Source organism: Streptomyces malachitofuscus (assembly GCF_055571035.1).
Genome location: NZ_JBVIGA010000001.1, coordinates 455,935 through 478,413 on the forward strand (window position 1 = coordinate 455,935; position 22,479 = coordinate 478,413).

The following is a 22,479-nucleotide window of genomic DNA, read 5'->3' on the forward strand; positions in this document are numbered from 1 at the left end:
TCCGGCCCAACGCGCCCGCCGTGGCGCCCGTCACGCCGCACGCCACGTACTCGCGCCGACACGGCGCGTACAGCACCCCGCGTCGTAGCGTCACCACTGGTCACGCTACGCGACCGACAGGACCGTGGACGGCATGACGAACAACCCCGCCGCCCTCACCGGCCCCGGCCGACTCGCCACCCCCACCGCCCACTTGAACGCCAACCCACCCGAACCCGAGCCGACAGCCCGCACCTTCCGGATGCGCTTCACCTCCACCCCGCGCGGAGCCCGTCTCGCCCGTCATCTCACCGCCGTCCGCCTGGACGCCTGGGGCCTCCCGTACGGCACCGACGACCACGACGCGCTCGTGCTGATCGTCGGCGAGCTGACGGCGAACGCCGTACTGCACGGCAACGTCCCCGGCCGCGACTTCCACCTCCGTCTCGCGCTCCTCCCCACCGGACCTCGCTCCACCACCCTCCGCGTCGAGGTCACCGACACCCTGGGTGAACGCGTCCCGCCCCGACCCGGCGGCCCCCGGCCCGAGGTCCCGGCCGTCGACGAAACCGGCCGCGGCCTCCTCCTGGTCGCCGCGCTCGCCGCCCGCTGGGACTGGCATCCACGGCCGGACGGCCCGGGCAAGACGGTCTGGGCGGAGTACGAGATCGCCGAGGACGCCGAAGAGACCTGACTCAACCGGCTGGCCGACGACACCGAGTCCGAAGGCCTCGAGGGGTCGGTCTCGCTCGAGGAGATGGCCGCCCTCCTCCGCGCCGGTCAGGACTGACCGCATGGGGTACGTCACCCGCTTCACACCGCACGCGCAGCGGGACATGCTCAAGATCCCGCGCCCGGACGCCCTGCGGATCCTCCACCGGCTCACCGAGTTGCGGAAGGCGATGGACGCGGGCGACGCGGCGGCGTTCGACATCAACGCCCTGCAGGGTCACAACGCCCGGTGGCGGCTCAGGGTCGGTGACTGCCGCGTCGTCTACACCGTCGAGGACGGCCGGCTGATCGTGTGGGTCCTGGCTCTCGGCAATCGCCGCGATGTCTACCGTCAGGTTCCCTGACGTGCCGTCTTGAGGTCGGGTGGCCGGATCACGTTGTCGTCATCCGGCGCCCTCAGCACTGGACGTGCACCTTTCCGCGCGCTCCGCCGCCCGCTCACCCGCCGCCCGGGCGTCCGAGCGGTTGTCGCGTTCGTGCGGCAGCCGTTCCACCCACCGGTGCGTACCCGCGGTCCCGCGCGGGTCCACCCCCACCCGGTGGCGTGGAACGGCTGCCGCCTCCCCCCTGGACATGGCCTGCGGAAGCCCTCTGCTCCAAGTGTGAAGCTTTGGTGTAGGAGAGTTGAGCATAAGTCCACTACCGGCCGCAATGGGGCGGACGTTGAAACTCCGTTTGTGGAAGGTCGGCGCCCGTGCGGCCGGTCCGCCAACGCTCAGCCCCGGCCCACGTACGGCATCGCCGTCGCCAGCACCGTCGCGAACTGCACATTCGCCTCCAGCGGCAGCTCGGCCATGTGCCGCACCGTGCGGGCCACGTCCGCGACGTCCATCACCGGCTCGGGCACGGTCTCGCCGTTCGCCTGGAGGGCGCCGGTCTCCATGCGCCGGGTCATGTCGGTCGCCGCGTTGCCGATGTCGATCTGGCCCACCGCGATCCGGTACGGCCGCCCGTCCAGCGACAGCGACTTGGTGAGGCCCGTCAGCGCGTGCTTGGTGGCGGTGTAGGCGACCGAGAGGGGACGCGGGGCGTGCGCCGAGACGGAGCCGTTGTTGATGATCCGGCCGCCCTGGGGGTCCTGCTCCTTCATCTGCCGGTACGCCGCCTGCGCGCACAGGAACGCCCCGTTCAGGTTGGTGTCCACCACGTGCCGCCAGGCCTCGTAGGGCAGTTCCTCCACCGGCACCCCGCCGGGACCGAACGTGCCCGCGTTGTTGAACAGCAGGTCCACGCGGCCGAAGCGCCCGACCGTCGCCGTGAACAGCCCACTCACGTCCTCGGGGCGTGACACGTCCGTCCGTACGGCGAGCGACCCGCCTTTGCCGGACTCGCGCGCGGCGAGCGCCGCGGTCTCCTCCAGCGTCTCCTCGCGGCGTCCCGCCAGCGCCACCGACCAGCCCGCGCGCAGCAGTTCCACCGCCACCGCGCGTCCGATGCCGGAACCCGCCCCGGTCACCACCGCGACCCCTGCCCGTCCGTCCGTTTCCTTGGCGTTCATGGCCCCGCAGCGTACGGGAGGGTCCGCCATGCGGAACTCATACGACCGTCATCCGGATGCTGTGTACGCGTCAACCGGGCGTCGTCCCCGCCCACTCGAATTCCTTCCGCATCCACACGCCACGGGAGGAACGGATGACATCCGAGGTCCGCCAGTCACCGCACGCGCCCGAACTGAGGGCGGCCGCCCGGCACATCGGCCGCCGGCGCTTCCTGACCACCACCGGCGCCGCCGCCGCGCTCGCCTTCGCGGTCAACGTGCCCGGCGCGGGCACCGCGGCCGCCGCCGAACTCGACGCCGCACGGATCACCGACGACCCCTTCACCCTCGGCGTCGCCTCCGGCGACCCCCACCCGGACTCCGTCCTGCTCTGGACCCGCCTGGCCCCGGTCCCGTACGCGGCCGACGGCGGACTGCCCGCGCAACGCGTCGGCGTCGACTGGGAGATCGCCCTCGACGAACGGTTCCGCCGCGTCATCAGAAGGGGCAGGGCCACCGCCCACCCCGAGTTCCACCACACCGTGCACGTCGAGGCCGGCCGTCTCGCCCCCGGCCACGTCTACTACTACCGCTTCCGGACGGGCCGCTTCGTCAGCCCCGTCGGCCGCACCCGCACCGCGCCCGCCCGCCACAGCCGGGCCGCCGATCTCACCTTCGGCGTGGTCTCCTGCCAGCGCTACGACCAGGGCTACTGGACCGCCTACCGGCACCTGGCCGACGAGGACCTCGACGTCGTGTTCCACCTCGGCGACTATCTCTACGAGTACGCGGTCAACGACGTCGCCGGGGCCCGCGCCTACCCCTCCGGCACCCTTCCCGGCCTGTTCGCGCGGGAGACGGTGACGCTGGAGGACTACCGGCTGCGGTACGCCCTCTACAAGTCCGACCCCGACCTGCGGGCCGCGCACGCCGCGCACCCCTTCGTCGTCACCTGGGACGACCACGAGACCGAGAACAACTACGCCGACGGCACCCCGGAGAACAGCGTCCCGCCGGAGGAGTTCCTGCTGCGCCGGGCCGCCGCCTACCGCGCCTACTGGGAGAACATGCCGCTGCGCCGCCCCCAGCTCCCCGACGGCCCCGACCTGCAGCTGTACCGCCGCCTGCACTGGGGCCGGCTGGCCCAGTTCGACGTGCTCGACACCCGCCAGTACCGCTCGAACCAGGCCTACGGCGACGGCTGGCAGTACCCGGGCCCCGAGTCCGAGGACCCCTCGCGCACCCTGACCGGCGAAGCCCAGGAACGCTGGCTGATCAACGGCTGGCACCGGTCGGACGCCCTGTGGAACGTGGTGCCCCAGCAGGTCACCTTCTCCCAGCGGTACGACACCACCACACCGCCGTCGAAGGTCTCCATGGACTCCTGGGACGGCTACCCCGCCTCCCGCGAGCGGGTCCTGGCCGGCGCGCAGGCCGCCGGTGTCGAGAACCTCATGGTCCTCACCGGCGACGTGCACGTGCACTACGCCATGGACATCAAGCGCGACTTCTCCGACCCGGACTCCCGCACGGTGGGCACGGAGATCGTCACGACCTCCGTCTCCAGCGGCGGCAACGGCTCCGCGAAACCGGCCAACTGGGACCGCATCACGGCCGCCAACCCGCACATGAAGTTCTACAACGGCCTGCGCGGCTACACGACCGTGTCGCTCGGCCGGGAGCGGGCGCGCGCCGACTTCAGGACGGTGTCCCACGTGACCACGCAGGGCGCGCCGCTCACCACCGCCGCCTCCTTCGTGACGGAGGCGGGGGAGCCGGGGCTCAAGCCGGCGTGACCTCGGGGGTTGTGGCGGCCTCTGTCCCGGCGGCCTCTCCCGGGTAGCGGACGCCGACGCGGTCCCGGATCGCGTCGAGCGTCCGCATCACGGCGAGGGTGCCGTCGAGCGGCACCAGCGGCGACTCGGTCTCGCCGGCCCGCAGGGCCCGCATCACCTCCGCGGCCTCGTGCTTGAGGCTGCTGCGGGGGCCGTCGGCGGGGTCGGCCGCGAACTCCTCGGGGTCACGGCCGCTCCGGTGCAGGGTGAACCGGTCCGGGAAGAAGAAGCCGTACGGGATGTCGATCCGGCCCTGCGAACCGGTGATCGACGCGGAGGTCGCCGTACCCCCGACGATGGAGCAGTGCACCGAGGCGAGAGCGCCGCTCTCCCAGGAGAGCAGTGCACCTGTCTGCAGATCGACGCCCTCCTCCGAGAGCACCGCTCGCGCCGCGATGTCCGACGGCTCCCCGAGCAGCAGCTGCGTGAACGACACCGGGTACACACCGAGATCCAGCAGCGCGCCCCCGCCCAGCGCGGGGTCCCGCAGCCGGTGCGAGGCGGGGAAGGGGCCCTCCAGCCCGAAGTCCGCCTGGACGCTGCGCACCTCGCCGACCGCCCCGTCGTCCACCAGCGCCTTGAGCCGCCGCACCATGGGGTTGCAGTACATCCACATGGCCTCCATCAGGAAGCGCCCGTTGTCCCGCGCCAGCGCGACCAGTTCCCCGGCCTCCCGCGCGTTCAGCGTGAACGGCTTCTCGCACAGCACGTTCCGCCCGGCCTGGAGCATCAGCCCGGCCGCCGCCCGGTGCGCCGAGTGGGGCGTGGCGACGTAGACGACGTCCAGCTCCCCGTCCCGCGCCAGCGACTCCCAGTCGCCGTACGCCCGCGGTATCCCGAACCGTTCCGCGAACGCCTTCGCCGACTCCGCCGAGCGGGACGCCACCGCCACGATCTCCGCGTCCGGCATGTCGACCAGATCCGCCACGAAGGTCGCGGCCATCCCGCCGGTCGCCAGGATCCCCCAGCGCGTTTTCCGCTCGGTCATTCGTCCCACCCTGCTCGTGTGTTGTGCCAACTCTGTGATCATCCCACTCTCATGGAAGCGCTCCCATGACATCGTCGTCGACGTGGAGCACTCCGCACGAGCTGAGAGCATAGGGAGCTGATGGCATGAAAAGGGAGGGGTCACGTGCCTGAGGGCGGGGCATTCATATCGAAAACGACAGAAAGCAGGACACCTGACGCAGCATCGACAGCGGCCGTCACGGACGGGAAGACGATCCCGCCGGGAAACCGCACCACCTCCGCCCGCCGCACCAGCCTGCTGGTCACCCTCCTCCTGGGCGGCCTGACCGCCACCCCGCCGCTGGCGATGGACATGTACCTCCCCGCGCTTCCGGAGGTCACCCGGTCCCTGCACGCGCCCGCCGCGACGGTCCAGCTCACCCTCACCGCCTGCCTGGCCGGCATGGCGTTCGGGCAGCTCGTGGTCGGCCCGATGAGCGACCGCTGGGGCCGGCGCCGGCCGCTGCTCGTCGGCCTCGCGGTCTACGTCGTCGCCACCGCGCTGTGCGCGTTCGCGCCGACCGTCGAACTCCTCGTCGCCTGCCGGCTCGTGCAGGGCCTGGCGGGCGCCGCGGGCATCGTCATCGCGCGGGCGGTCGCCCGTGACCTGTACGACGGCGTGACCATGGCCCGCTTCTTCTCCACGCTGATGCTGATCTCCGGGGTCGCGCCGATCGTGGCGCCGCTCATCGGCGGACAGATTCTGCGGGTCACGGACTGGCGGGGTGTGTTCGCCGTCCTCACCGTGGTCGGGGTGTCCCTGGCGGTCGTCGTCTGGGCGAAGCTGCCGGAGACGCTGCCCCCCGCCGAACGGCACGGCGGAGGCGTCGGCGAGGCCCTCGGCTCGATGCGCCGGCTCCTCGCCGACCGGGTCTTCGCCGGCTACATGCTCGCCGGCGGTTTCGGCTTCGCGTCCCTCTTCGCGTACGTCGCGGCCTCCCCGTTCGTCGTGCAGGAGATCTACGGCGCCTCCCCCCAGACGTTCAGCCTGCTGTTCGGACTCAACTCGATCGGCCTGATGATCATGGGGCAGGTCAACGGGAAGATCCTGGTCGGCCGGGTCCGGCTGGACAAGGTGCTCGGCGTCGGTCTCACCGTCGTGATCGTCGCGGCGACCGCGCTGCTGCTGCTGTCCCTGGGCGTGTTCGGCGAGGCGGGGCTGGCGCCCATGGCGGCCGCCCTGTTCGTCCTGATGTCCGCGATGGGGGTCATCCTGCCCAACACCCAGACCCTCCCGCTGATGCGCGCCCGGCACGCGGCCGGTTCCGCTTCGGCACTGCTCGGTACGACGGCCTTCCTCATCGGCGCGATCGCGTCACCGCTGGTGGGGATCGCGGGCGAGGACACGGCCGTTCCGATGGCCGTCGTCCAGCTGGTCGCCGCCCTGGTGGCGATGGGCTGCTTCCTGGGAATGTGCCGTCCGTGGAACGAGCGGACGGGAGCGAAGGGCGGGGGCATCTGAGCGCGCCACGACTTCGCCACGGAACACCGCAACGCGCCGGGCTCGACGCCGGGGAGCTCCGGCACCTGGTCCGTGAGGTCCACGCCCGCACCGGCGGCGAACGCCCCTGGGCGGCGGGCGCCGTCGTGGTCGTCGGGCGCGGCCCGGTGCTCGCCGTGCACGAGGCGGCGGGCTGGGCCGTGCGCTACGCCGCCCACGACGAGCGGACGGACACCCCGGTCGAACTGCCTCCGGCCGCACGCGTCCCGATGACCGTCGACACCCCCTTCGACCTCGCCTCCCTGACCAAGCTGTTCACCTCGGTGGCGGCGGTGCAGCAGATCGAGCGGGGCACGCTGGGCATCGACGCGCGCGTGGGCGCGTACCTCCCGGACTTCACCGCCGCCGTACGGCACGGCATCACCGTCCGCCAGCTCCTCACCCACACCTCGGGACTGCGCCCCGAGCTCCCGCTGTACGCCTGCGCCGACGACATGGAACGGCTGGAGCTCCTCCGCGCGGAGCGGCCCATCGGCGTGCCCGGCACGTACTGCTACTCCGACCTCAACATGCTGCTCCTCCAGCACGTCCTGGAACGCCTCACCGGCCGGGCGCTCGACGTCCTGGTGCGGGACGGCATCACACGGCCGCTCGGCATGACCGCGACCGCCTTCGGACCGTGTCCGTCCGCCGCCGCGACCGAGGACCAGCGGCGGCCGTGGGCCAAGGCCGAGCGGGGGATGCTGCGGGGGGAGGTGCACGACGAGAACGCCTGGGCGCTGGGCGGTGTCGCCGGCCATGCCGGCCTCTTCTCCACCGGCCGGGACCTGGCGGTCTTCTGCCGCACCCTGCTGGCCGGCGGCTCCTACGGCCCCGCCCGTATCCTGGGCCCCGACTTCGTGGACCTGCTGTTCACCCCGCCGGGCCTGGGCTTCGCCCTGGACCAGCCCTGGTTCATGGGGGAACTGGCGGGCCGGGGCGCCGCAGGCCACACGGGCTTCACGGGCACGTCCCTCGTCCTGGACCGGGCCACGGACACCTACGTGATCCTCCTGGCCAACACGGTCCACCCCCGCCGCCCGCTGTCCCCGGACAGCCGCCCGAGGGCGCAGGCGGCGACCCGGGTGGCGCGGGCGGTGCGGGGTATGTGAGAGGCATCGCTCTTACGCGGCAGGCTCGCCCTCCGGCGTCCCCTGCCGCGGGATCCGCTGGTCCTGCAGCAGGGCGACGCCGTGGACGTTCACCAGGTGAACTGCTGGTTCTTTCGGGAATTGCAGGTCCAGGTGATCAGCCGCGCATTGTTGGCGGTGCTGCCTCCCTGGATGTCGAGGCAGTAATTCAGGCCGATATGAGAGCTGATCTGGCGGTACTTACCGCTCTTGGCCTGAATCATGAAGTTCTGGTCGCCCCTGCCGTTGCAGTTCCACTGGATGAGTCGCACTCCACGGGCGTCATTTCCGCCCTTCACGGACATGCATTTCTGACTGCGGACGCTCTGGAATATCCAGCTCGCCGTCCCGTTCTTGATGATGTTCCATCGCTGGTTGGCCTGGCCGACACAGGTGTATTGGTCGATCTGGGCGCCGTTGGCCGTCGTGTTGCCGTGTACGGTCAGGCACTTTCCGCTGTGCCTGATCTTGACGTAGACGTTGTTCACCTGCGCGGTGACAGGCGAGTCGGCCGACTGTGTCGCTGCCGGCGCGGCGTTGGCCGTGTTTGCCGCAGCAGCAGGCGAAACAGAAAATGTAAGTCCTGCGGTGATGGCCACGGCCGTCGCCGACAAGGCGGTGTTTCCCAGTGGAGTCATGTCGAGGTTCCCCCATCGGAGTCAGGTGCGCGACCGTGCGGTGTCCATTTCCAGCACGTGTCCTTGCGTCACCAGAAGGAACGGTAGGGAGATCGGCCGGCGCCATCGTCATACTGAGGGCCGGTTCTCGGGTCACACCCGTGCGGTAGACAGAGGCTCAGCCAAACCCTCGCGGTAGAGGTGGTGAACCAGAGCGGTACTTTCCAAGCCCGGCATACCCGCCGCTCCGTCCTCCGGTTCGCTCGCCCGCCTGCGGACGGTGCGCCGTTCGGCCGGCCACGGTCAGTAGACTCACCGGGTGAACGCCTCCGCATCCCTCAGCGTCGACGAGACCCTGCGCTCCGCCCTCGCCGGGCTGCTGGACGGGCTTCCGGCGCGGCAGGCCGCGGGGGCCGTCGAGCGGCTGATCGCCACCTACCGGGGCGCCACCCCGACCGAGGCACCGATCCTCCGGGACCGCGCCGACGTGGCCGCGTACGCCGCCTATCGCATGCCCGCGACCTTCGAGGCGGTGCGGTCGGCCCTGGAGGCGTTCGCGGACGCCGTGCCCGGCTGGGTGCCGGGCGGCCATGTGGACGTCGGCGGCGGCACCGGCGCGGCGGCGTGGGCGGTGAGCGCGACCTGGGACGGGGAGCGCCCCGTCGCCGTCCTCGACTGGGCCGAACCCGCACTCGCCCTCGGCCGGGAACTCGCCGCCGCCCACCCCGCGCTCCGGGCCGCCCGCTGGCAGCGCTCTCGTATCCGAACGGCGCTCACCATCGAGAGCACCGATCTCGTCACCGTCTCCTACGTCCTCAACGAGCTCACCGCCCCCGACCGCGCCGCCCTCGTGGACGCCGCCGCCCGCGCCGCGCAGGCCGTCGTGATCGTCGAACCCGGCACCCCCGACGGCTACACCCGGGTCATCGAGGCCCGCGATCGCCTGATCTCCGCCGGCTTCCACGTCGCCGCCCCCTGCCCGCACAGCGCCGCCTGCCCCATCGCCCCCGGCACGGACTGGTGCCACTTCTCCGCGCGGGTCAGCCGTTCCTCGCTGCACCGCCAGGTCAAGGGTGGCTCCCTCGCCTACGAGGACGAGAAGTTCAGCTACGTGGCCGCCACCCGGGTCCCGGTCGTCCCGGCGCCCGCCCGGATCGTCCGCAAGCCGCAGATCCGCAAGGGCCAGGTCCTCCTCGACCTCTGCGAGAAGGACCCGTCCCTGCGCCGCACCACCGTCACCAAACGCCACGGCGATCTCTACCGGGCGGCCCGTGACGCCGACTGGGGCGCGCCCTGGCCGCCCACCGGCGGCTGATCCGGCGCCGCGCCACCGCCGTTCCCCTCCCGCTGCTCCTGCAGCTTGCGCAGCAGTTCCCGCTTCTGGGCCCGGGGGTCGACACCGCCCCCGACCCGGCCCCCGCGTCCGCCCCCGCGCAGCGCCTTGCGGCCCAGGTGCTGCCGGGTGCCGCCGACGCCCAGCATGTTTCCGGCTCCGCCTCGGGTCATGACGCCCTCCTCTCACCAGCACGAGACGTATCGTCTCGCCATCGACGCTTCAACTGTCCGGCGAGACGCACCGTCTTGTCAACTGGTAGATTCGACCCATGTCCGCGAACCAGTCCGCCCCCGACGCCACCCGCCGCAGCGAGCGCTCCCGGCGGGCCATCTACGACGCCGCCCTCGCCCTGGTCGCCGAGGTCGGCTACCCGAAGACCACCATCGAGGGCATCGCCTCCCGAGCCGGCGTGGGCAAGCAGACCATCTACCGGTGGTGGCCGTCGAAGGCGGACGTGCTCCTCGAGGCGTTCCTGGACCTGAGCGAGCAGGCGGCGGAGGAAGCCGCCCAGGACCGCGGGGACACCGGCGGGGCGCCCGCCGGGACGCAGTACGCCATCCCGGACACCGGTGACCTCGCCGCCGACCTCAAGTACGTCCTGCGCGCCACGGTCGACGAACTCCGCAACCCCGTCTTCGAGGCCCCCTCCCGCGCCCTGGCCGCGGAGGGCGTCGTCAACGAGGAACTGGGCCGCAGATTCGTCGCCCGGCTCCTCGAACCCCAGCTCCAGCTCTACGTCGACCGCCTGCGCTCGGCCCAGGAGGCCGGGGACGTCCGCCCCGACCTCGATCCGCGCATCGCCCTGGAGCTCTTCGTCTCCCCCCTCGCCCAGCGCTGGCTCCAGCACACGGGCCCGGTCACCTACGACTACACCGACACCCTCGTCGACTACGCCCTCCACGGCCTCGCCCCCCGCTGACCGGCCCCGCGCCGTCACCGCCCCAGCGCCGCGCTCACCACCCCCGGCCCCCGTACCGGATGCCGGGCCAGCCGGCCGGGGGTGTCCGTGATGATGCCGTTGCAGCCGAGGGTCAGGGCCCGGTCGCGCTGGGCCGGGGTGACGACCGTGTGGGCCCACACCCGGGGGATGCCCGAGCGCACCGCGCGCCGGAGATCGGCGTCCCGCGCCCTGACGTCGACGTCGAGCAGGTCGACGTAGGAGCGCCAGCGCTCGGGGCGGTCGGTGCGCATCTGCCGGGCCGAACGCCACAGCTGCGCCAACAGGCCCAGCTCGTGGACCCGGCGGGCCACCGCGGGATCGTTGGTGTTCACGAACACCGAGCGGGTCAGGCCGCGCGACCGGATCAGCTCGGCCAGCCGGCCGAGCCCGCGCGGATCCTTCACCTCCAGCATCAGCACGATCCGCCCGCCCAGGCGGTCCAGCACCTCGGCGACCGTCGGCGGCCGCTCCGAGCGCCAGCTCCCCGGCAGCCGGTCGCGCGGCCGCAGCCGCACGCCCCGCCACTCACCCGCGTCCAGGCCCCGGACCTCGCCGCCCAGAAAGGTGGTGCGGTTCAGGGTGGCGTCATGGAAGACGACGGGAGTGCCGTCCCGCAGCACCCGGGTGTCGAAGTCCAGCACCTGCGCCGTACCGCGCCGGTACGCCGCCATCAGCCCCGACATGCTGTTCTCGGGCACCTCGCGCGCCCCGCCCCGATGGGCGGCGTACGGGATCCGGGGCAGCGAGTCGACCGTCAGCGGTCCGCGGCCCCACTCCAGCGGCGGACCCCCGCCGTGGCCGCCCGTGAGGGTCAGCGAGACCACGGACGCCACGGCCGCGAGCCCCGTCGACGCGATCCATGTGACCATGCCGACCACGGTAGGGGCGCACATCCCGTGACAGTCCGCAATGACACCCGCTCCGGTGCACCCCGCGCGCCCCCGTGAGCGCCCCCTTCGCCCCACCGGACCCCCCTCGTCCGCTCCCGTCACCCTCGTCCGACCTGCGCCGATTGTGGGCTACGGCCCCCCGATGCGCACGACCGTGGGACCATAGGGCATGCTGATGCCCACGACGGCGAGGCGAGGGGATAGATGAGCGCGGAGTTCGGCGGCCGGAGCGGCCGACAGGGCAGACTCTCCCAGTGGCTGCGCGGACGCCGCACGCAGCAGGCCGTCGACGAGGGCGGCCGTGAGGCCCTGCTGCTCGCCGCCGCCGGGGCGGGACTGCCGCTCGCGCCCGCCGCCCACCCCGCCGCCGGATACGGCTGCTCCTGCGACCGTGTGGGCTGTCCCACCCCCGCCCGGCACCCGGTGTCGTTCGCCTGGCAGACGCAGTCCACCACCGACCGCGCCCAGATCGAGCGCTGGGCCCGCCACCAGCCGCAGGCCAACTTCATCACGGCGACCGGCATGGTGCACGACGTGCTCGACGTCCCCCTCGACGCGGGCCGCGAGGCGCTCACCCGCCTGCTCGACGCCGGTATCGAGGTCGGCCCCGTAGCCGAGAGCGACGACGGCCGCATGCTGTTCTTCACCCTCACCCGCGGCACCCCCGAGGACGAGGACGAGTGGTGGCCGTGCGAGCTGGACTGCCACCCGGAGACCATGGACGAGCACCCCGGCCTGCGCTGGCACTGCCGGGGCTCCTACGTCCTCGTACCGCCCGCCCGGCTGCCCGGCGACGACGGCCGGTCGGTGCACTGGGTGCGCGGCCCCGAACACGCCCTCCCGGACCCGCTGAGCCTGCTGGAGGTCCTCACCGACTCCTGCGCCCGCCACGCGGGGGAACACTCCGACCAGGCCGGCACGGTCTGGCCCCTGCGCCGCTGAGCCGGGCCACAGCGCGCGCCGCGAGCCCGGCCACAGCGCCCGAGCCCGACCTCCGACGACAGTGAACCCGGCCGCGAAGGCCCGGCACCCCACCCCGGACCGCCGCCTCCGACCGAGGGCCCGCCGCCGAAGGCCCGGAGCCTGCCCGCTCCAAGCCGCACGGAGTCCAGCCCGCCGAGCGGCAAGCGCCTACTCGCCCTTCGCCGACGTCAGCCCCTGGATACGCCCCAGGACCTCCACCGCCCCGTCGGCCGGATCCAGCGCCACCTCGTTGGAGACGAACTCCAACGTCAGCGACTGCCTGATCTCGCCGGTCGTCAGCGCCAGCACGTCCTTGTTCGGCGTCGGCACCGTCGCCCCCTCCGCGGCGGTCTGCTTCTCGAAGTGGCGCGTGGTGAAGAACACCAGCGCCCCGCCGTCCTCGGTGCGCAGCGCCAGCGGGGCGTGGTCGCCGTTCGTCATCGGCTCGTCGATGTACTGCCTGGCCAGCCCCGGCCGTTCCGCCTTCTTCCCGCGCGCGTCCCGCCACGCGCTGGTGTGCGGGCCGTCCGAGAACACCTTCCCGCCGTCCTTGAGGTACGACGCGTAGTCCTGGCTCAACTCGCCCGGCGGCACCGCCACATCGGTGGCGTTCGCGGGCACGGCCTCCGCCCAGCCGTCCTCGTCCGTCTTGAACTCCGGTATGTCCGCTGGGGCCACCAGCGTCAGATACGCCGCTTCCCACGGCTCGTCCAGCCCGTTGCGGGTGAACACCAGCAGCCAGCGCGTCTCGCCGCCCTTGTTGCCGGCCGCGTCAGCGAGGAACCAGCGCGGCCAGCCCGCCTTCGCGGGGATGGTGAACTTCGCGTCCGTCAGCTTCAGCGGAACGTGCCGCGGATTGCCCTCCGGGCTGTTGGCCCGTCCGGCCTTCAGCCGCGCCGCGTCGATGTCGGCGAGGGCGCCGGTGGTGTGATCGGCGTCCAGGGAACTGTCGTACGCCTTGTCGGCCGCGTTGTAGGCGGCCGTGAACTCCTCCAGCGCCTTCGCCGCCTCGGCGCGGGTGGTGGCCGGGAGCACCTCGCGCTCACCGTGCACCACCACACAGCCGCTCGCCGTCAGCGACAAAGCGGTCAACGACGCGGCGATCAGCGCACTCCGGTCAAGCCTGCGGAGCCTTCGAAGGCCGAGATCCCTGCTCATCCGGTTCGTTCACCCTCCCCTTCCCGGAGGCGAACCCTACCGGGGCGAGGAAGAGCGCGAGCGTGGGGACCAGGTACAGCAGCCACACCGTGACCTGGAGGACGGTCGGGTCGGGCTGGAAGTTGAACACGCCCTTCAGCAGCGTGCCGTACCAGCTGTCCGGCGGGATCGTGCCGCTCACGTCGAAGGCCAGGTTCGTCAGACCGGGCAGCCAGTCGGCCTCCTGCAGGTCGTGGAAGCCGTACGCCAGCACACCCGCCGCCACGACGACCAGCAGCGCGCCGGTCCAGGTGAAGAACCTGGCGAGGTTGATGCGCAGCGCGCCCCGGTAGAACAGCCAGCCCAGCAGCACCGCCGTCGCCAGCCCCAGCGCCACCCCGATCAGCGGACGCGGGCTGCCGTCACCGGCCGCGTGCACCGACGCCCACACGAACAGGGCCGTCTCCAGCCCTTCGCGGCCCACCGCGAGGAAGGCGGTGGCGACCAGCGCACCCGTGCCCATCGCCAGCGCGGCGTCCAGTTTCCCGTGCAGTTCGGCCTTCAGATGCCGGGCGGTGCGCCGCATCCAGAAGACCATCCACGTCACCAGGCACACCGCGAGGATCGACAGCGAACCACCGAGCGCCTCCTGCGCCTCGAACGTCAGCTCCTGCGAGCCGAATTCGAGCGCGCAGCCGAACCCGAGCGCGACGGCGACCGCGACCGCGATCCCCGCCCACACCGGCTTCAAGGCGTCCCGCCGCCCGGTCTTCACCAGATAGGCGATCAGGATGCAGACGACGAGACTGGCCTCCAGGCCCTCGCGCAGACCGATCAGATAGTTGGAGAACACGGTTACGCCTCCTCGGAGAACAGCGCCCGGCCCCACCAGTCGTCCTGGTCGCGGACGCCCGGCGGGACGGCGAAGACCGCCGAACCCACGTGCTGGATGTACTCGTTGAGGGAATCCTTGGCCAGGCTCCGCTGGATCGGGATGAACCCGGTGCGCGGATCACGCTGGAAAGCGAGGAAGAAGAGCCCCGCGTCCAGCCGGCCCAGACCGTCGGTGCCGTCGGTGAAGGAGTAGCCGCGGCGCAGGATGGTCGCCCCGGCGTTGGTGTCCGGGTGGGCCAGCCGCACATGGGCGTCGGGCTTCATGGCCTTCAGGAACGGTTCGTCCCGCTCCTTCGCCCGGCCGACCGGTGCACCCTCGCCCTTGTCACGGCCGAAGATGTCCTCCTGCTCCTGCAGCGAGGTGCGGTCCCAGGTCTCGATGTGCATGCGGATCCGCCGGGCCACGAGGTAGGAACCGCCCGCCATCCACGCGGGTCCGTCCTTCTCGCCGACCCAGACGAACTTCTCCAGCCGGTCCTTCTCCGTACCCGAGATGTTGCGGGTGCCGTCCTTGAAGCCGAACAGATTGCGCGGGGTCTGGGCGTCAGGTGTCGTCGACGAGGTCTTGCCGAAGCCGAGCTGCGACCAGCGCACCACGACCCTGCCGAAGCCGATGCGGGCGAGATTGCGGATCGCGTGCACCGCGACCTGCGGATCGTCCGCACACGCCTGCACGCACAGATCACCGTCGCTGCGGCCGCGGTCGAGATTGTCCCCGGCGAACTTCGGCAGGTCGACGAGCGCCTCGGGCCGCCGCCCGGCCAGGTCGAACTTCCCGAACAGGGACGGTCCGAAGCCGACCGTCAGCGTCAGCCGGGACGGCTTGAGCCCCAGCGCCTCACCGGTGTCGTCCGGCGGAGCCTCGACCGGACCGCCGTACGCGCCCGCACCGACCGCATGGCCGGCCGTCATCCGGCGCGCCGCCGCCGTCCATTCCTTCAGCAGGTCCACGAACTCGGCGCGGTCCTTGGTCGTCACGTCGAACGCGGCGAAGTGCAGCCGGTCCTGCACCGGCGTGGCGATGCCCGCCTGGTGCGGACCGTGGAACTCCACGGCCGCGCCCACGTCGGCCCCGGGTTCGTCCCCGGTACGGGCCACCGCCACCGCGCCACCAGCCGCGGCGGCACCGAGGGCGAGCCCCGCCCCGCCCCACCCGAGCAGCGAGCGCCGCGACGGCGCCTGAGCGGCGCCGCCCCCGTCCTCGTCCTTGTCCCTGTTCGTGTCCGCGTGCGTCACAGCCCAGCCCCCGCTCTCTACTTCGCGACGACGGCGGCGGCGAGCCGGGACAGCGGCTCGGCGAGCGCGTTGACCGCGTCGGACAGCTCCTTGCGGTCGGCCTTGCCGACCTTGTCGTAGGAGGTGAAGTCGTACGACGCCGGGCCGGACCGGTACGCGTCGAGCAGCTTGTTCAGCGCTGCGAACTGCTTGTCGAGATCCTTCACCAGCGCAGGGTCGTTCTCCTGGGCGACCGGCTTCAGCAGCGCGTACGACTTCTCCGCGCCCTCGACATTGGCCTTGAAGTCGACCAGGTCGGTGTGCGAGTAGCGCTCCTCCTCGCCCGTGACCTTGCCGGTGGCGACTTCGTCGAGGAGTTCCTTGGCGCCGTTGGCCATGGACGTCGGGGTGATGTCGGCCGTGCCGACCCGCTTCCGCCAGTCCTCCAGGTCGGTGATCAGCAGGTCGGCGAGCTCCTTCTCCCGGTCGCCGATCTTCTTGTCCTGCCAGAGGGCCTTCTCCAGGCGGTGCCAGCCGGTCCAGTCCGTCGCCGGGTCCTGGCCGTCCTCGAGTCCGTCCTCGCGGACGTCCACCTTGGGGTCGATGTCGCCGAAGGACTCGGCGACCGGCTCGGTGCGCTCCCAGCCGATGCGGGAGGTGGCGTACGCCTTCTTCGCGGCCTCGATGTCGCCGTCCTTGACGGCCTTCGCGAACTTCTCCGCCTGCGGCAGCGTCTCGTCGGCCTGCGCCTGCACGTACGCGCGGTAGGCGGCCACCGCCTCGTCCAGGCGCGGGTCGCGCTTGACCGCCTTGCCGCCGGTGGCCTTCACGTCCTGGCGGATGCCCTTGCCGCGCATGCCCGGCTTGCACGCGATCCGGTAGTCGCCGGGCTTCACCTCGGCGGTGACGCGCTGCTTGGTGCCGGGGCCTATGTTCTCCCGCTCGGTGACCACCCGGTCGTCGGGGAAGAGGATGTAGACCTCGGTGACCTTGGAGCCCTTGTTCTCGATGGCGAGTTCCACGTGCCCGGCCGGGAACTCCTTCTTCGACACCTCGCACGTGTCGTCGGTGGCCGTCACGGTGACCACCTGTTCGCCGTCCCCGCCGCCCTTCTCGGTGCAGCCGCTGACGACGGCGAGGACCGTCGCGGTGGCGACGGCGGTGACGAACGGGAGTCTGGCGGGACCTGCGGATCGCATGAGGGCTCCAGGGTGACCGGAATGGTGCGTCATCAACCCCACATAAAGAAGGTGAGGCTCACCTAACATATCTGGGGATCGGCTGGGTGGTACCTCTGCATCTCGGTGATCCGCCTCTCATGGACGGTGTATAGGCACGGAGCGGTCACGGTGGCCCACAGTGAATGCCATGGTCAGGTCAAGCCAGGGTCGGGCCGGGTCAAGCAGTGGTCAAACCCCCGGGTGGGGGAAGGAACAGTGCCGCCCCCTGTCCGCGGACGTCGGAGCACCTCCAGGAGTCGGTCGGACGCCCCGGCGATGCTTGAATGCCCCCGTGACTGACTACGACGTGCTGCGTGTTTTCTGTGGCCCCCGGGGCGGGTACGGCAATGAACTGGGTGTCGTCCGCGACGGTTCGGTGCTGCCGGAGCGGGCGGACCGCCAGGCCCTCGCCGCCAAACTCGGCTTCAGCGAGACCGTGTTCGTCGACGACCCCGAGCGCGGGGTGATCGACATCTACACCCCCACCCTGCGGCTGCCCTTCGCCGGCCACCCCTGCGTCGGCACGGCCTGGCTGCTCGACGTGCCCGAACTGGTCGTGCCCGCCGGAGTGATGGGCGCCCGGCAGGACGGGGAGTTCTGCTGGATCGAGGCACGGGCGGAGTGGGTGCCCCCGCGCACCCTGCGCCAGTACGCCACCGCCGCGGAGGTCGACGACCTGCCCGTGCCGCCGAAGGGGGAGTGGATCTACGCCTGGGCCTGGCTGGACGAGCCGGCCGGACGGGTCCGCGCCCGTGCCTTCCCCGGCCGGGACGACGGCATCGACGAGGACGAGGCGACGGGCGCCGCGGCTCTCCTCCTCACCGACCGTTTGGGCCGCGCCCTGAACATCACCCAGGGCACGGGCTCCCAGATTCTCACCGCCCCCCAGCCGGAGGGCTGGACGGAGATCGGCGGCCGCGTCCACCTGGAACGCTGAGGGGTGTCAGCGCAGTCGCGCGACGAACGCCCCCCCAGGCGTCCCGCCCGAAGGCGACCACCGGCCCGTGGGGGGCCACGTCGGCGGCACTCACGCCGACAGCGGGAACTCCTCGCCCAGCGCCCGGAAGACCTCCGTGTTGAGCGCGAACGCCCGCTTGCACTCGGCCACGATCCGTTGCTTCTCCAGGTCGTCCACCGGGACGGCGTCCAGCAGCTCGCGGTAGCCCCGCTTGAAGGCCGCCGGGTTGGGGATGTCCTCGAAGACGTAGAAGCGCACGCCGTCGCCCTTCCTCGCAAACCCCCAGGTCTTCTCCGCCTTGCCGCGGATGATCTGGCCGCCGGAGAGGTCGCCCAGGTAGCGGGTGTAGTGGTGGGCGAGGTAGCCGGCCGGCCAGGTGCGGGCGCACTCGGCGACACGGGAGGCGTAGGACTCGGTGGCGGGCAGGGCGGCCAGCGTGGAGCGCCAGTCCGGGCCGCGCAGGTGGGCCAGGTCGCGCTTCAGGGACGCCAGCCGGAACAGCTCCGGCCGGATGAACGGGCCCGCCACCGGGTCCGAGGTCAGCCCCGGCGCGCAGGACTCCAGTGCCTCGTACACGAACCACAGCTGCTCGGTGTAGCGCGCGTACGCGTCCACGCCCAGCCGGCCGCCGAGCAGATCACTCATGAACGTCGAGGTCTCCGCCTCCACGTGCTGCTCGTGGGAGGCGGTGCGGATGAGGGTCGAGAAGGAGTCCATGAGTCCAGATCTTCGATAGTTAGGCTTAAATGCCTTGCCGACGGCTTGTCGGGAAACCCCCCTCCATTGTCCTCGCACGAACGAAGGCCCGCCCTCCGGAGAGAACGGGCCGAGGAGAAGGCAGAAAGCGTCAGGGAAGCGTCAGGATCTCCGCCCCCGTGTCCGTCACCACCAGCGTGTGCTCGAACTGCGCCGTGCGCCTGCGGTCCTTCGTCACGACCGTCCAGCCGTCGTCCCACATGTCGTACTCGTGGGTCCCCAGCGTCAGCATCGGCTCGATCGTGAACGTCATCCCCGGCTGGATCACCGTCGTCGCGTGCGGACTGTCGTAGTGGGGGATGATCAGGCCGGAGTGGAACGAGGAGTTGATGCCGTGACCCGTGAAGTCACGGACCACCCCGTACCCGAACCTCTTCGCGTACGACTCGATCACCCGGCCGATGATGTTGATCTGCCGGCCAGGCTTGACCGCCTTGATCGCGCGGTTGAGCGACTCACGCGTCCGCTCCACCAGCAGCCGGCTCTCCTCGTCCACCTCACCGACCAGGTAGGTCGCGTTGTTGTCGCCGTGCACCCCGCCGATGTACGCCGTCACGTCCAGGTTGACGATGTCCCCGTCGCGCAGCACCGTCGAGTCCGGGATGCCGTGGCAGATCACCTCGTTGACCGACGCGCACAGGGACTTGGGGAAACCTCGGTAGCCGAGCGTCGACGGATAGGCACCGTGGTCGCACATGTACGCGTGCGCCACCCGGTCCAGCTCGTCCGTCGTCACACCCGGCGCGATGTGCTTCGCGGCCTCCTCCATCGCCCGCGCGGCGATCCGCCCGGCGATCCGCATCGCCTCGATCGTCTCGGGCGTCTGCACCTCCGGTCCGGTGTACGGCGTCGGGGCGGGCTTGCCGACGTACTCGGGACGCCGGATGTTCCCGGGCACGGAACGGGTGGGGGACAGCTCCCCCGGAACGAGCAGCGACTGGCCAGACATGCCGGCGAGTCTAATTCAGCGGCGACGGGGGACCATCCTCATGGTGAAGTGGCGAGAGGAGCCGGTCATGCCCCTGTTCAAGAAGCGGACGGTCGGAAAACCGGGCGAGTGGTACTACTGCCTGGAGCACCGGAAGGTCGAGGAGGGTCCCGACTGCCCCGGCAAGGACCGTTTCGGCCCGTACGCCAGCCGCACCGAGGCCGAACACGCCATGGAGACGGCCCGCGAGCGCAACCTCCAGTGGGAGAACGACCCCAAGTGGCACGACGCCCCGACGGCCGGGCGCGACGACGACTGACCCGGCCGGCCCCGCTACCAGCGCGTGGGCGGCGGGGCCGTCAGCAGGTCGGCCAGTCTCGACAGCCGGTCCCGGAACCGGCGGGGCCCCCGGCGGGCCGGCAGGGCGTTCTCCCCGGCCGCCGCGCTCACCAGGTGCTGCACCGTGTCGAGGTCCAGCTCGGAGCCCTCCGGCACGGGCAGGACCTCGTGCGCCAGCGCCGGCAGCTCCCCCTCGCCGGGGCCCAGGGACAGCAGCGTCGCCCCGGCCCGCCGGGCGTCACAGATCCGCTCGAGCAGCGGGGCCGGCGGCTCCCCGGGCGCCACCACCAGCAGCGTCTCACCCCGGCGCGCCGCCTCCAGCCGCCCGGGGCCCACCGCCAGATGCGCGGGGTCCGAGGGGCGCGCGTCATGCCGCACCAGCGTCGGGGCCAGCTCCGGCGTGCCCGACCACGCGGCCTCGTCCACCAGGTGCGCCGCCAGATGCCACGGCTCGTAGTCCGGCGTGCCCACCAGCAGCAGCCCGCCGCCGTGCGCGACCACCGACCCGCGCAGCGTCCCCGCGAAGTGCCGGGTGGCGCCCAGCCACTGCGTCCCGGCGAGCACATCCCGCAGCAGCGCGACCCGTACGGCATCCATGCGGCCGCATCCTGCCCCAACCGCTTCCGCCTGTCCCGCCGTTCGCCCCGGATTCGCCCGATGCGGGGACACCGCCCACGGCCCCGTGACGGCGCTCACGCGCGCCGGAAACGGCGCCGTCACGGACGTAGAGTCGCCCCATGACCTCTACCGACAGCGCACAGCAGCCCGCGAAGGCCCCCGCCAAGGACCCCTGGGACCTGCCCGACGTGTCCGGGCTCGTCGTCGGCGTGCTCGGCGGCACCGGGCCGCAGGGCAAGGGCCTCGCGTACCGGCTCGCCAAGGCCGGCCAGAAGGTGATCATCGGCTCCCGGGCCGCCGAGCGCGCGCAGGCCGCCGCCGGGGAACTCGGACACGGCATCGAGGGCGCCGACAACGCCGAGACCGCCCGCCGCAGCGACATCGTGATCGTCGCCGTGCCCTGGGACGGCCACGGCAAGACCCTGGAGTCCCTGCGCGAGGAACTGGCAGGCAAGCTCGTCGTCGACTGCGTCAACCCGCTCGGCTTCGACAAGCAGGGCGCCTACGCGCTGAAGCCGGAGGAGGGCAGCGCCGCCCAGCAGGCCGCCGCGCTGCTCCCGGACTCCCGGGTCACCGCCGCCTTCCACCACCTGTCGGCCGTCCTGCTCCAGGACCCGGAGATCGACGAGATCGACACCGACGTGATGGTGCTCGGCGAGGTCCGGGCCGATGTCGAGACCGTGCAGGCGCTGGCCGGGCGCATCCCCGGCATGCGGGGCATCTACGCCGGGCGGCTGCGAGGCGCCCACCAGGTGGAGTCGCTGGTCGCCAACCTGATCTCCGTCAACCGGCGCTACAAGGCACACGCCGGGCTCCGGGTCACGGACGTATGAGGCGATGGGGGACACTGGACGGCGTAGCAGTGTCCCCCGACAGGAGCCCCCGCCCATGCCCCGCCTCGCCCTCTACGCCCTCGCCGTGTGCCTCCTCGCCGTCGCCGCGGCCGTCGTCTCCTTCGTCCGGGGCAGTGTGTTCATCGGCGTCGTCTGGGTGCTGCTGGCGGGCCTGTCGTCCAACATGACCTGGTACTACGTGCGGCGCGGGCGGGCCGGGCGGAACGAGGGGCCGGTTACGGGCTGACCGAGCAGACCCCGCTCGGATCGCGCCAGAAGCGGAACAGCTCGTAACCGCAGTAGGTGTCGAACTCGTGGATCCCCAGGGACCCCAGCAGCGAGTCGACGACATCGAAGAACGCGCCGTTCACCTCGGGCACCCACAGCAGCGCGAACACGAACAGCAGACCGAACGGCGCGAACGGCTCCACCTGGCGCCGGACGTCGTACGACAGCCAGGGCTCGATCACGCCGTAGCCGTCAAGACCCGGCACCGGCAGGAAGTTCAGGATCGCGGCCGTCACCTGGAGCAGCGCCAGGAAGGCCAGCGCGAACCGGAAGTCGGCCGGTACGCCGTCCAGCGCGTCCAGCCAGAACGGCGCCGTGCACACCACCGCGAACAGCACGTTCGTCAGCGGGCCGGCCGCCGAGATCAGACTGTGCCGCCACCGCCCCCGGATCCGGTCGCGCTCGATGAACACGGCACCGCCCGGCAGACCGATCCCGCCCATGATCACGAACACCACGGGGAGCACGATGCTCAGCAGGGCGTGCGTGTACTTCACCGGGTTCAGCGTGAGATAGCCCTTCGTGCCCACCGATATGTCACCGCTGTGCAGCGCGGTGCGCGCGTGCGCGTACTCGTGCAGACACAGGGAGACGATCCAGGCGGCCGTCACGAACAGGAACACCGCGACGCCCGGCTGAGCGGCGAACCCGGTCCAGGTGGCCCATCCGGTGACCGCCGTGACGGCCAGGATCCCCAGGAAGACCGGACTGATCCTCCGGTCGCTGTGGCGGGTGGCGGCGGTGGTCATGGGACTCCCTGGACTGTCGGGCACGCGGGAAACACGCGGGGGACCGCCCGACCGTACCGGGCGCACCGGGAAAACGTCTCGCGCCGGCGCCCGGTTCCGTGCAGGGTGGGGCGGTCCGGCCACCGCCCGCACCGGTGACCGCCCGCCGGGACGGCTC

General features: G+C 71.8%; 25 protein-coding genes and 1 pseudogene. 13 read left to right on the forward strand and 13 right to left on the reverse strand.

What is annotated here, in order from left to right:
- The first annotated feature begins 133 nt into the window (after window positions 1-133).
- From ACZ44S_RS02040 to ACZ44S_RS02050, 3 genes and pseudogenes are all read left to right on the forward strand, one after another.
- Window positions 134-673, forward strand: a complete 540-nt coding sequence (locus ACZ44S_RS02040) for an ATP-binding protein (protein ID WP_466923367.1) — start codon at window positions 134-136, stop codon at window positions 671-673.
- Window positions 674-769: pseudogene (locus ACZ44S_RS02045) on the forward strand (prevent-host-death family protein); the annotation flags it as partial.
- A gap of 4 nt (window positions 770-773) precedes the next feature.
- A complete protein-coding gene (locus tag ACZ44S_RS02050; RefSeq protein ID WP_466923368.1) occupies window positions 774-1,055 on the forward strand; it encodes a type II toxin-antitoxin system RelE family toxin in 282 nt (93 codons plus the stop codon).
- 371 nt (window positions 1,056-1,426) lie between these two features.
- On the opposite strand, the gene ACZ44S_RS02055 is transcribed toward ACZ44S_RS02050, so the two are convergent.
- Window positions 1,427-2,209, reverse strand: a complete 783-nt coding sequence (locus ACZ44S_RS02055) for an SDR family oxidoreductase (protein WP_466923371.1) — start codon at window positions 2,207-2,209, stop codon at window positions 1,427-1,429.
- 134 nt (window positions 2,210-2,343) lie between these two features.
- Here ACZ44S_RS02055 and ACZ44S_RS02060 point away from each other — a divergent pair, with 134 nt between their 5' ends.
- Window positions 2,344-3,984, forward strand: coding sequence for an alkaline phosphatase D family protein (locus ACZ44S_RS02060; protein ID WP_466923373.1), 1,641 nt, complete (start codon window positions 2,344-2,346; stop codon window positions 3,982-3,984).
- Here the strand turns inward: ACZ44S_RS02060 and ACZ44S_RS02065 are convergent.
- Complete coding sequence (locus ACZ44S_RS02065; protein WP_466923376.1) at window positions 3,971-5,011, reverse strand: Gfo/Idh/MocA family protein; 1,041 nt, start codon at window positions 5,009-5,011, stop codon at window positions 3,971-3,973. The two genes, ACZ44S_RS02060 and ACZ44S_RS02065, sit on opposite strands and share 14 nt — an antisense overlap.
- 144 nt (window positions 5,012-5,155) lie before the next feature.
- Between ACZ44S_RS02065 and ACZ44S_RS02070 the strand changes: the two genes are divergently transcribed.
- Together ACZ44S_RS02070 and ACZ44S_RS02075 are read left to right on the forward strand one after the other, a co-directional pair.
- On the forward strand, window positions 5,156-6,493 hold the full coding sequence (locus ACZ44S_RS02070; RefSeq protein WP_466923379.1) for a multidrug effflux MFS transporter: 1,338 nt from the start codon (window positions 5,156-5,158) through the stop codon (window positions 6,491-6,493).
- On the forward strand, window positions 6,454-7,623 hold the full coding sequence (locus ACZ44S_RS02075) for a serine hydrolase domain-containing protein (protein WP_466923382.1): 1,170 nt from the start codon (window positions 6,454-6,456) through the stop codon (window positions 7,621-7,623). Before ACZ44S_RS02070 ends, ACZ44S_RS02075 begins: the two co-directional genes overlap by 40 nt.
- 89 nt (window positions 7,624-7,712) lie before the next feature.
- On the opposite strand, the gene ACZ44S_RS02080 is transcribed toward ACZ44S_RS02075, so the two are convergent.
- Window positions 7,713-8,279 (reverse strand): RICIN domain-containing protein, encoded by a 567-nt coding sequence (locus ACZ44S_RS02080; RefSeq protein ID WP_466923384.1) that lies wholly within the window; start codon window positions 8,277-8,279, stop codon window positions 7,713-7,715.
- A gap of 298 nt (window positions 8,280-8,577) precedes the next feature.
- Here ACZ44S_RS02080 and ACZ44S_RS02085 point away from each other — a divergent pair, with 298 nt between their 5' ends.
- Window positions 8,578-9,573, forward strand: a complete 996-nt coding sequence (locus tag ACZ44S_RS02085; RefSeq protein WP_466923387.1) for a small ribosomal subunit Rsm22 family protein — start codon at window positions 8,578-8,580, stop codon at window positions 9,571-9,573.
- Here ACZ44S_RS02085 and ACZ44S_RS02090 read toward each other — a convergent pair.
- Entirely contained in the window at window positions 9,516-9,764 is a 249-nt protein-coding gene (locus ACZ44S_RS02090; protein ID WP_466923389.1) for a DUF6243 family protein, read from the reverse strand. The genes ACZ44S_RS02085 and ACZ44S_RS02090 overlap by 58 nt on opposite strands.
- 98 nt (window positions 9,765-9,862) lie before the next feature.
- On the opposite strand from ACZ44S_RS02090, the gene ACZ44S_RS02095 reads away from it, so the two are divergent.
- Complete coding sequence (locus ACZ44S_RS02095; RefSeq protein WP_466923390.1) at window positions 9,863-10,513, forward strand: TetR/AcrR family transcriptional regulator; 651 nt, start codon at window positions 9,863-9,865, stop codon at window positions 10,511-10,513.
- Window positions 10,514-10,527: 14 nt separating this feature from the next.
- On the opposite strand, the gene ACZ44S_RS02100 is transcribed toward ACZ44S_RS02095, so the two are convergent.
- Entirely contained in the window at window positions 10,528-11,403 is an 876-nt protein-coding gene (locus tag ACZ44S_RS02100; RefSeq protein ID WP_466923394.1) for a glycerophosphodiester phosphodiesterase, read from the reverse strand.
- A gap of 225 nt (window positions 11,404-11,628) precedes the next feature.
- Between ACZ44S_RS02100 and ACZ44S_RS02105 the strand changes: the two genes are divergently transcribed.
- Window positions 11,629-12,366, forward strand: a complete 738-nt coding sequence (locus ACZ44S_RS02105; protein ID WP_466923396.1) for a bifunctional DNA primase/polymerase — start codon at window positions 11,629-11,631, stop codon at window positions 12,364-12,366.
- A 189-nt stretch (window positions 12,367-12,555) separates the two neighbouring features.
- Here the strand turns inward: ACZ44S_RS02105 and ACZ44S_RS02110 are convergent, their stop codons facing one another.
- Genes ACZ44S_RS02110 through efeO form a run of 4 tightly spaced genes read right to left on the reverse strand, consistent with a single transcriptional unit; the run spans window position 12,556 to window position 16,832 of the window.
- Window positions 12,556-13,545, reverse strand: coding sequence for an SCO2278 family lipoprotein (locus ACZ44S_RS02110; RefSeq protein ID WP_466923398.1), 990 nt, complete (start codon window positions 13,543-13,545; stop codon window positions 12,556-12,558).
- Window positions 13,505-14,377: an iron uptake transporter permease EfeU gene (gene efeU, locus ACZ44S_RS02115; RefSeq protein WP_466923401.1), complete on the reverse strand. Its 873-nt coding sequence runs from the start codon at window positions 14,375-14,377 to the stop codon at window positions 13,505-13,507. The genes ACZ44S_RS02110 and efeU overlap by 41 nt, the downstream gene beginning before the upstream one ends.
- A 2-nt stretch (window positions 14,378-14,379) precedes the next feature.
- Entirely contained in the window at window positions 14,380-15,654 is a 1,275-nt protein-coding gene (efeB, locus tag ACZ44S_RS02120) for an iron uptake transporter deferrochelatase/peroxidase subunit (RefSeq protein WP_466923404.1), read from the reverse strand.
- Window positions 15,655-15,671: 17 nt separating this feature from the next.
- Window positions 15,672-16,832 (reverse strand): iron uptake system protein EfeO, encoded by a 1,161-nt coding sequence (gene efeO / locus ACZ44S_RS02125; RefSeq protein WP_466923406.1) that lies wholly within the window; start codon window positions 16,830-16,832, stop codon window positions 15,672-15,674.
- Between the two features lie 313 nt (window positions 16,833-17,145).
- Here efeO and ACZ44S_RS02130 point away from each other — a divergent pair, with 313 nt between their 5' ends.
- Complete coding sequence (locus ACZ44S_RS02130) at window positions 17,146-17,790, forward strand: PhzF family phenazine biosynthesis protein (protein WP_466923408.1); 645 nt, start codon at window positions 17,146-17,148, stop codon at window positions 17,788-17,790.
- Between the two features lie 90 nt (window positions 17,791-17,880).
- On the opposite strand, the gene ACZ44S_RS02135 is transcribed toward ACZ44S_RS02130, so the two are convergent.
- Entirely contained in the window at window positions 17,881-18,528 is a 648-nt protein-coding gene (locus ACZ44S_RS02135; protein WP_466923411.1) for a biliverdin-producing heme oxygenase, read from the reverse strand.
- Between the two features lie 130 nt (window positions 18,529-18,658).
- The gene (gene map, locus ACZ44S_RS02140) at window positions 18,659-19,516 is read right to left on the reverse strand and encodes a type I methionyl aminopeptidase (protein WP_466923413.1); all 858 of its coding nucleotides are present in this window, start codon (window positions 19,514-19,516) and stop codon (window positions 18,659-18,661) included.
- Between the two features lie 67 nt (window positions 19,517-19,583).
- On the opposite strand from map, the gene ACZ44S_RS02145 reads away from it, so the two are divergent.
- Complete coding sequence (locus ACZ44S_RS02145; RefSeq protein ID WP_190162276.1) at window positions 19,584-19,814, forward strand: hypothetical protein; 231 nt, start codon at window positions 19,584-19,586, stop codon at window positions 19,812-19,814.
- 14 nt (window positions 19,815-19,828) lie between these two features.
- Here ACZ44S_RS02145 and ACZ44S_RS02150 read toward each other — a convergent pair whose 3' ends face one another.
- The gene (locus ACZ44S_RS02150; RefSeq protein WP_466923415.1) at window positions 19,829-20,431 is read right to left on the reverse strand and encodes a hypothetical protein; all 603 of its coding nucleotides are present in this window, start codon (window positions 20,429-20,431) and stop codon (window positions 19,829-19,831) included.
- A gap of 140 nt (window positions 20,432-20,571) precedes the next feature.
- On the opposite strand from ACZ44S_RS02150, the gene npdG reads away from it, so the two are divergent.
- Window positions 20,572-21,285, forward strand: coding sequence for an NADPH-dependent F420 reductase (npdG, locus tag ACZ44S_RS02155; protein ID WP_466923417.1), 714 nt, complete (start codon window positions 20,572-20,574; stop codon window positions 21,283-21,285).
- Window positions 21,286-21,289: 4 nt separating this feature from the next.
- A complete protein-coding gene (locus ACZ44S_RS02160; RefSeq protein WP_466923418.1) occupies window positions 21,290-21,532 on the forward strand; it encodes a hypothetical protein in 243 nt (80 codons plus the stop codon).
- Here ACZ44S_RS02160 and ACZ44S_RS02165 read toward each other — a convergent pair.
- Complete coding sequence (locus ACZ44S_RS02165) at window positions 21,522-22,322, reverse strand: site-2 protease family protein (RefSeq protein ID WP_466923421.1); 801 nt, start codon at window positions 22,320-22,322, stop codon at window positions 21,522-21,524. The genes ACZ44S_RS02160 and ACZ44S_RS02165 overlap by 11 nt on opposite strands.
- Window positions 22,323-22,479 lie beyond the last annotated feature (157 nt).

What these genes read in the sequence shown, in the direction of transcription:
- ACZ44S_RS02040 (WP_466923367.1), top strand. Translation starts at nt 134, where the DNA reads ATGACGAACAACCCCGCCGCCCTCACCGGCCCCGGCCGACTCGCCACC.
- ACZ44S_RS02050 (WP_466923368.1), top strand. Translation starts at nt 774, where the DNA reads ATGGGGTACGTCACCCGCTTCACACCGCACGCGCAGCGGGACATGCTC.
- ACZ44S_RS02055 (WP_466923371.1), bottom strand. Translation starts at nt 2,209, where the DNA reads ATGAACGCCAAGGAAACGGACGGACGGGCAGGGGTCGCGGTGGTGACC.
- ACZ44S_RS02060 (WP_466923373.1), top strand. Translation starts at nt 2,344, where the DNA reads ATGACATCCGAGGTCCGCCAGTCACCGCACGCGCCCGAACTGAGGGCG.
- ACZ44S_RS02065 (WP_466923376.1), bottom strand. Translation starts at nt 5,011, where the DNA reads ATGACCGAGCGGAAAACGCGCTGGGGGATCCTGGCGACCGGCGGGATG.
- ACZ44S_RS02080 (WP_466923384.1), bottom strand. Translation starts at nt 8,279, where the DNA reads ATGACTCCACTGGGAAACACCGCCTTGTCGGCGACGGCCGTGGCCATC.
- ACZ44S_RS02090 (WP_466923389.1), bottom strand. Translation starts at nt 9,764, where the DNA reads ATGACCCGAGGCGGAGCCGGAAACATGCTGGGCGTCGGCGGCACCCGG.
- ACZ44S_RS02095 (WP_466923390.1), top strand. Translation starts at nt 9,863, where the DNA reads ATGTCCGCGAACCAGTCCGCCCCCGACGCCACCCGCCGCAGCGAGCGC.
- ACZ44S_RS02100 (WP_466923394.1), bottom strand. Translation starts at nt 11,403, where the DNA reads ATGGTCACATGGATCGCGTCGACGGGGCTCGCGGCCGTGGCGTCCGTG.
- ACZ44S_RS02105 (WP_466923396.1), top strand. Translation starts at nt 11,629, where the DNA reads ATGAGCGCGGAGTTCGGCGGCCGGAGCGGCCGACAGGGCAGACTCTCC.
- ACZ44S_RS02110 (WP_466923398.1), bottom strand. Translation starts at nt 13,545, where the DNA reads ATGAGCAGGGATCTCGGCCTTCGAAGGCTCCGCAGGCTTGACCGGAGT.
- efeO (WP_466923406.1), bottom strand. Translation starts at nt 16,832, where the DNA reads ATGCGATCCGCAGGTCCCGCCAGACTCCCGTTCGTCACCGCCGTCGCC.
- ACZ44S_RS02135 (WP_466923411.1), bottom strand. Translation starts at nt 18,528, where the DNA reads ATGGACTCCTTCTCGACCCTCATCCGCACCGCCTCCCACGAGCAGCAC.
- map (WP_466923413.1), bottom strand. Translation starts at nt 19,516, where the DNA reads ATGTCTGGCCAGTCGCTGCTCGTTCCGGGGGAGCTGTCCCCCACCCGT.
- ACZ44S_RS02145 (WP_190162276.1), top strand. Translation starts at nt 19,584, where the DNA reads ATGCCCCTGTTCAAGAAGCGGACGGTCGGAAAACCGGGCGAGTGGTAC.
- ACZ44S_RS02150 (WP_466923415.1), bottom strand. Translation starts at nt 20,431, where the DNA reads ATGGATGCCGTACGGGTCGCGCTGCTGCGGGATGTGCTCGCCGGGACG.
- npdG (WP_466923417.1), top strand. Translation starts at nt 20,572, where the DNA reads ATGACCTCTACCGACAGCGCACAGCAGCCCGCGAAGGCCCCCGCCAAG.
- ACZ44S_RS02160 (WP_466923418.1), top strand. Translation starts at nt 21,290, where the DNA reads ATGGGGGACACTGGACGGCGTAGCAGTGTCCCCCGACAGGAGCCCCCG.
- ACZ44S_RS02165 (WP_466923421.1), bottom strand. Translation starts at nt 22,322, where the DNA reads ATGACCACCGCCGCCACCCGCCACAGCGACCGGAGGATCAGTCCGGTC.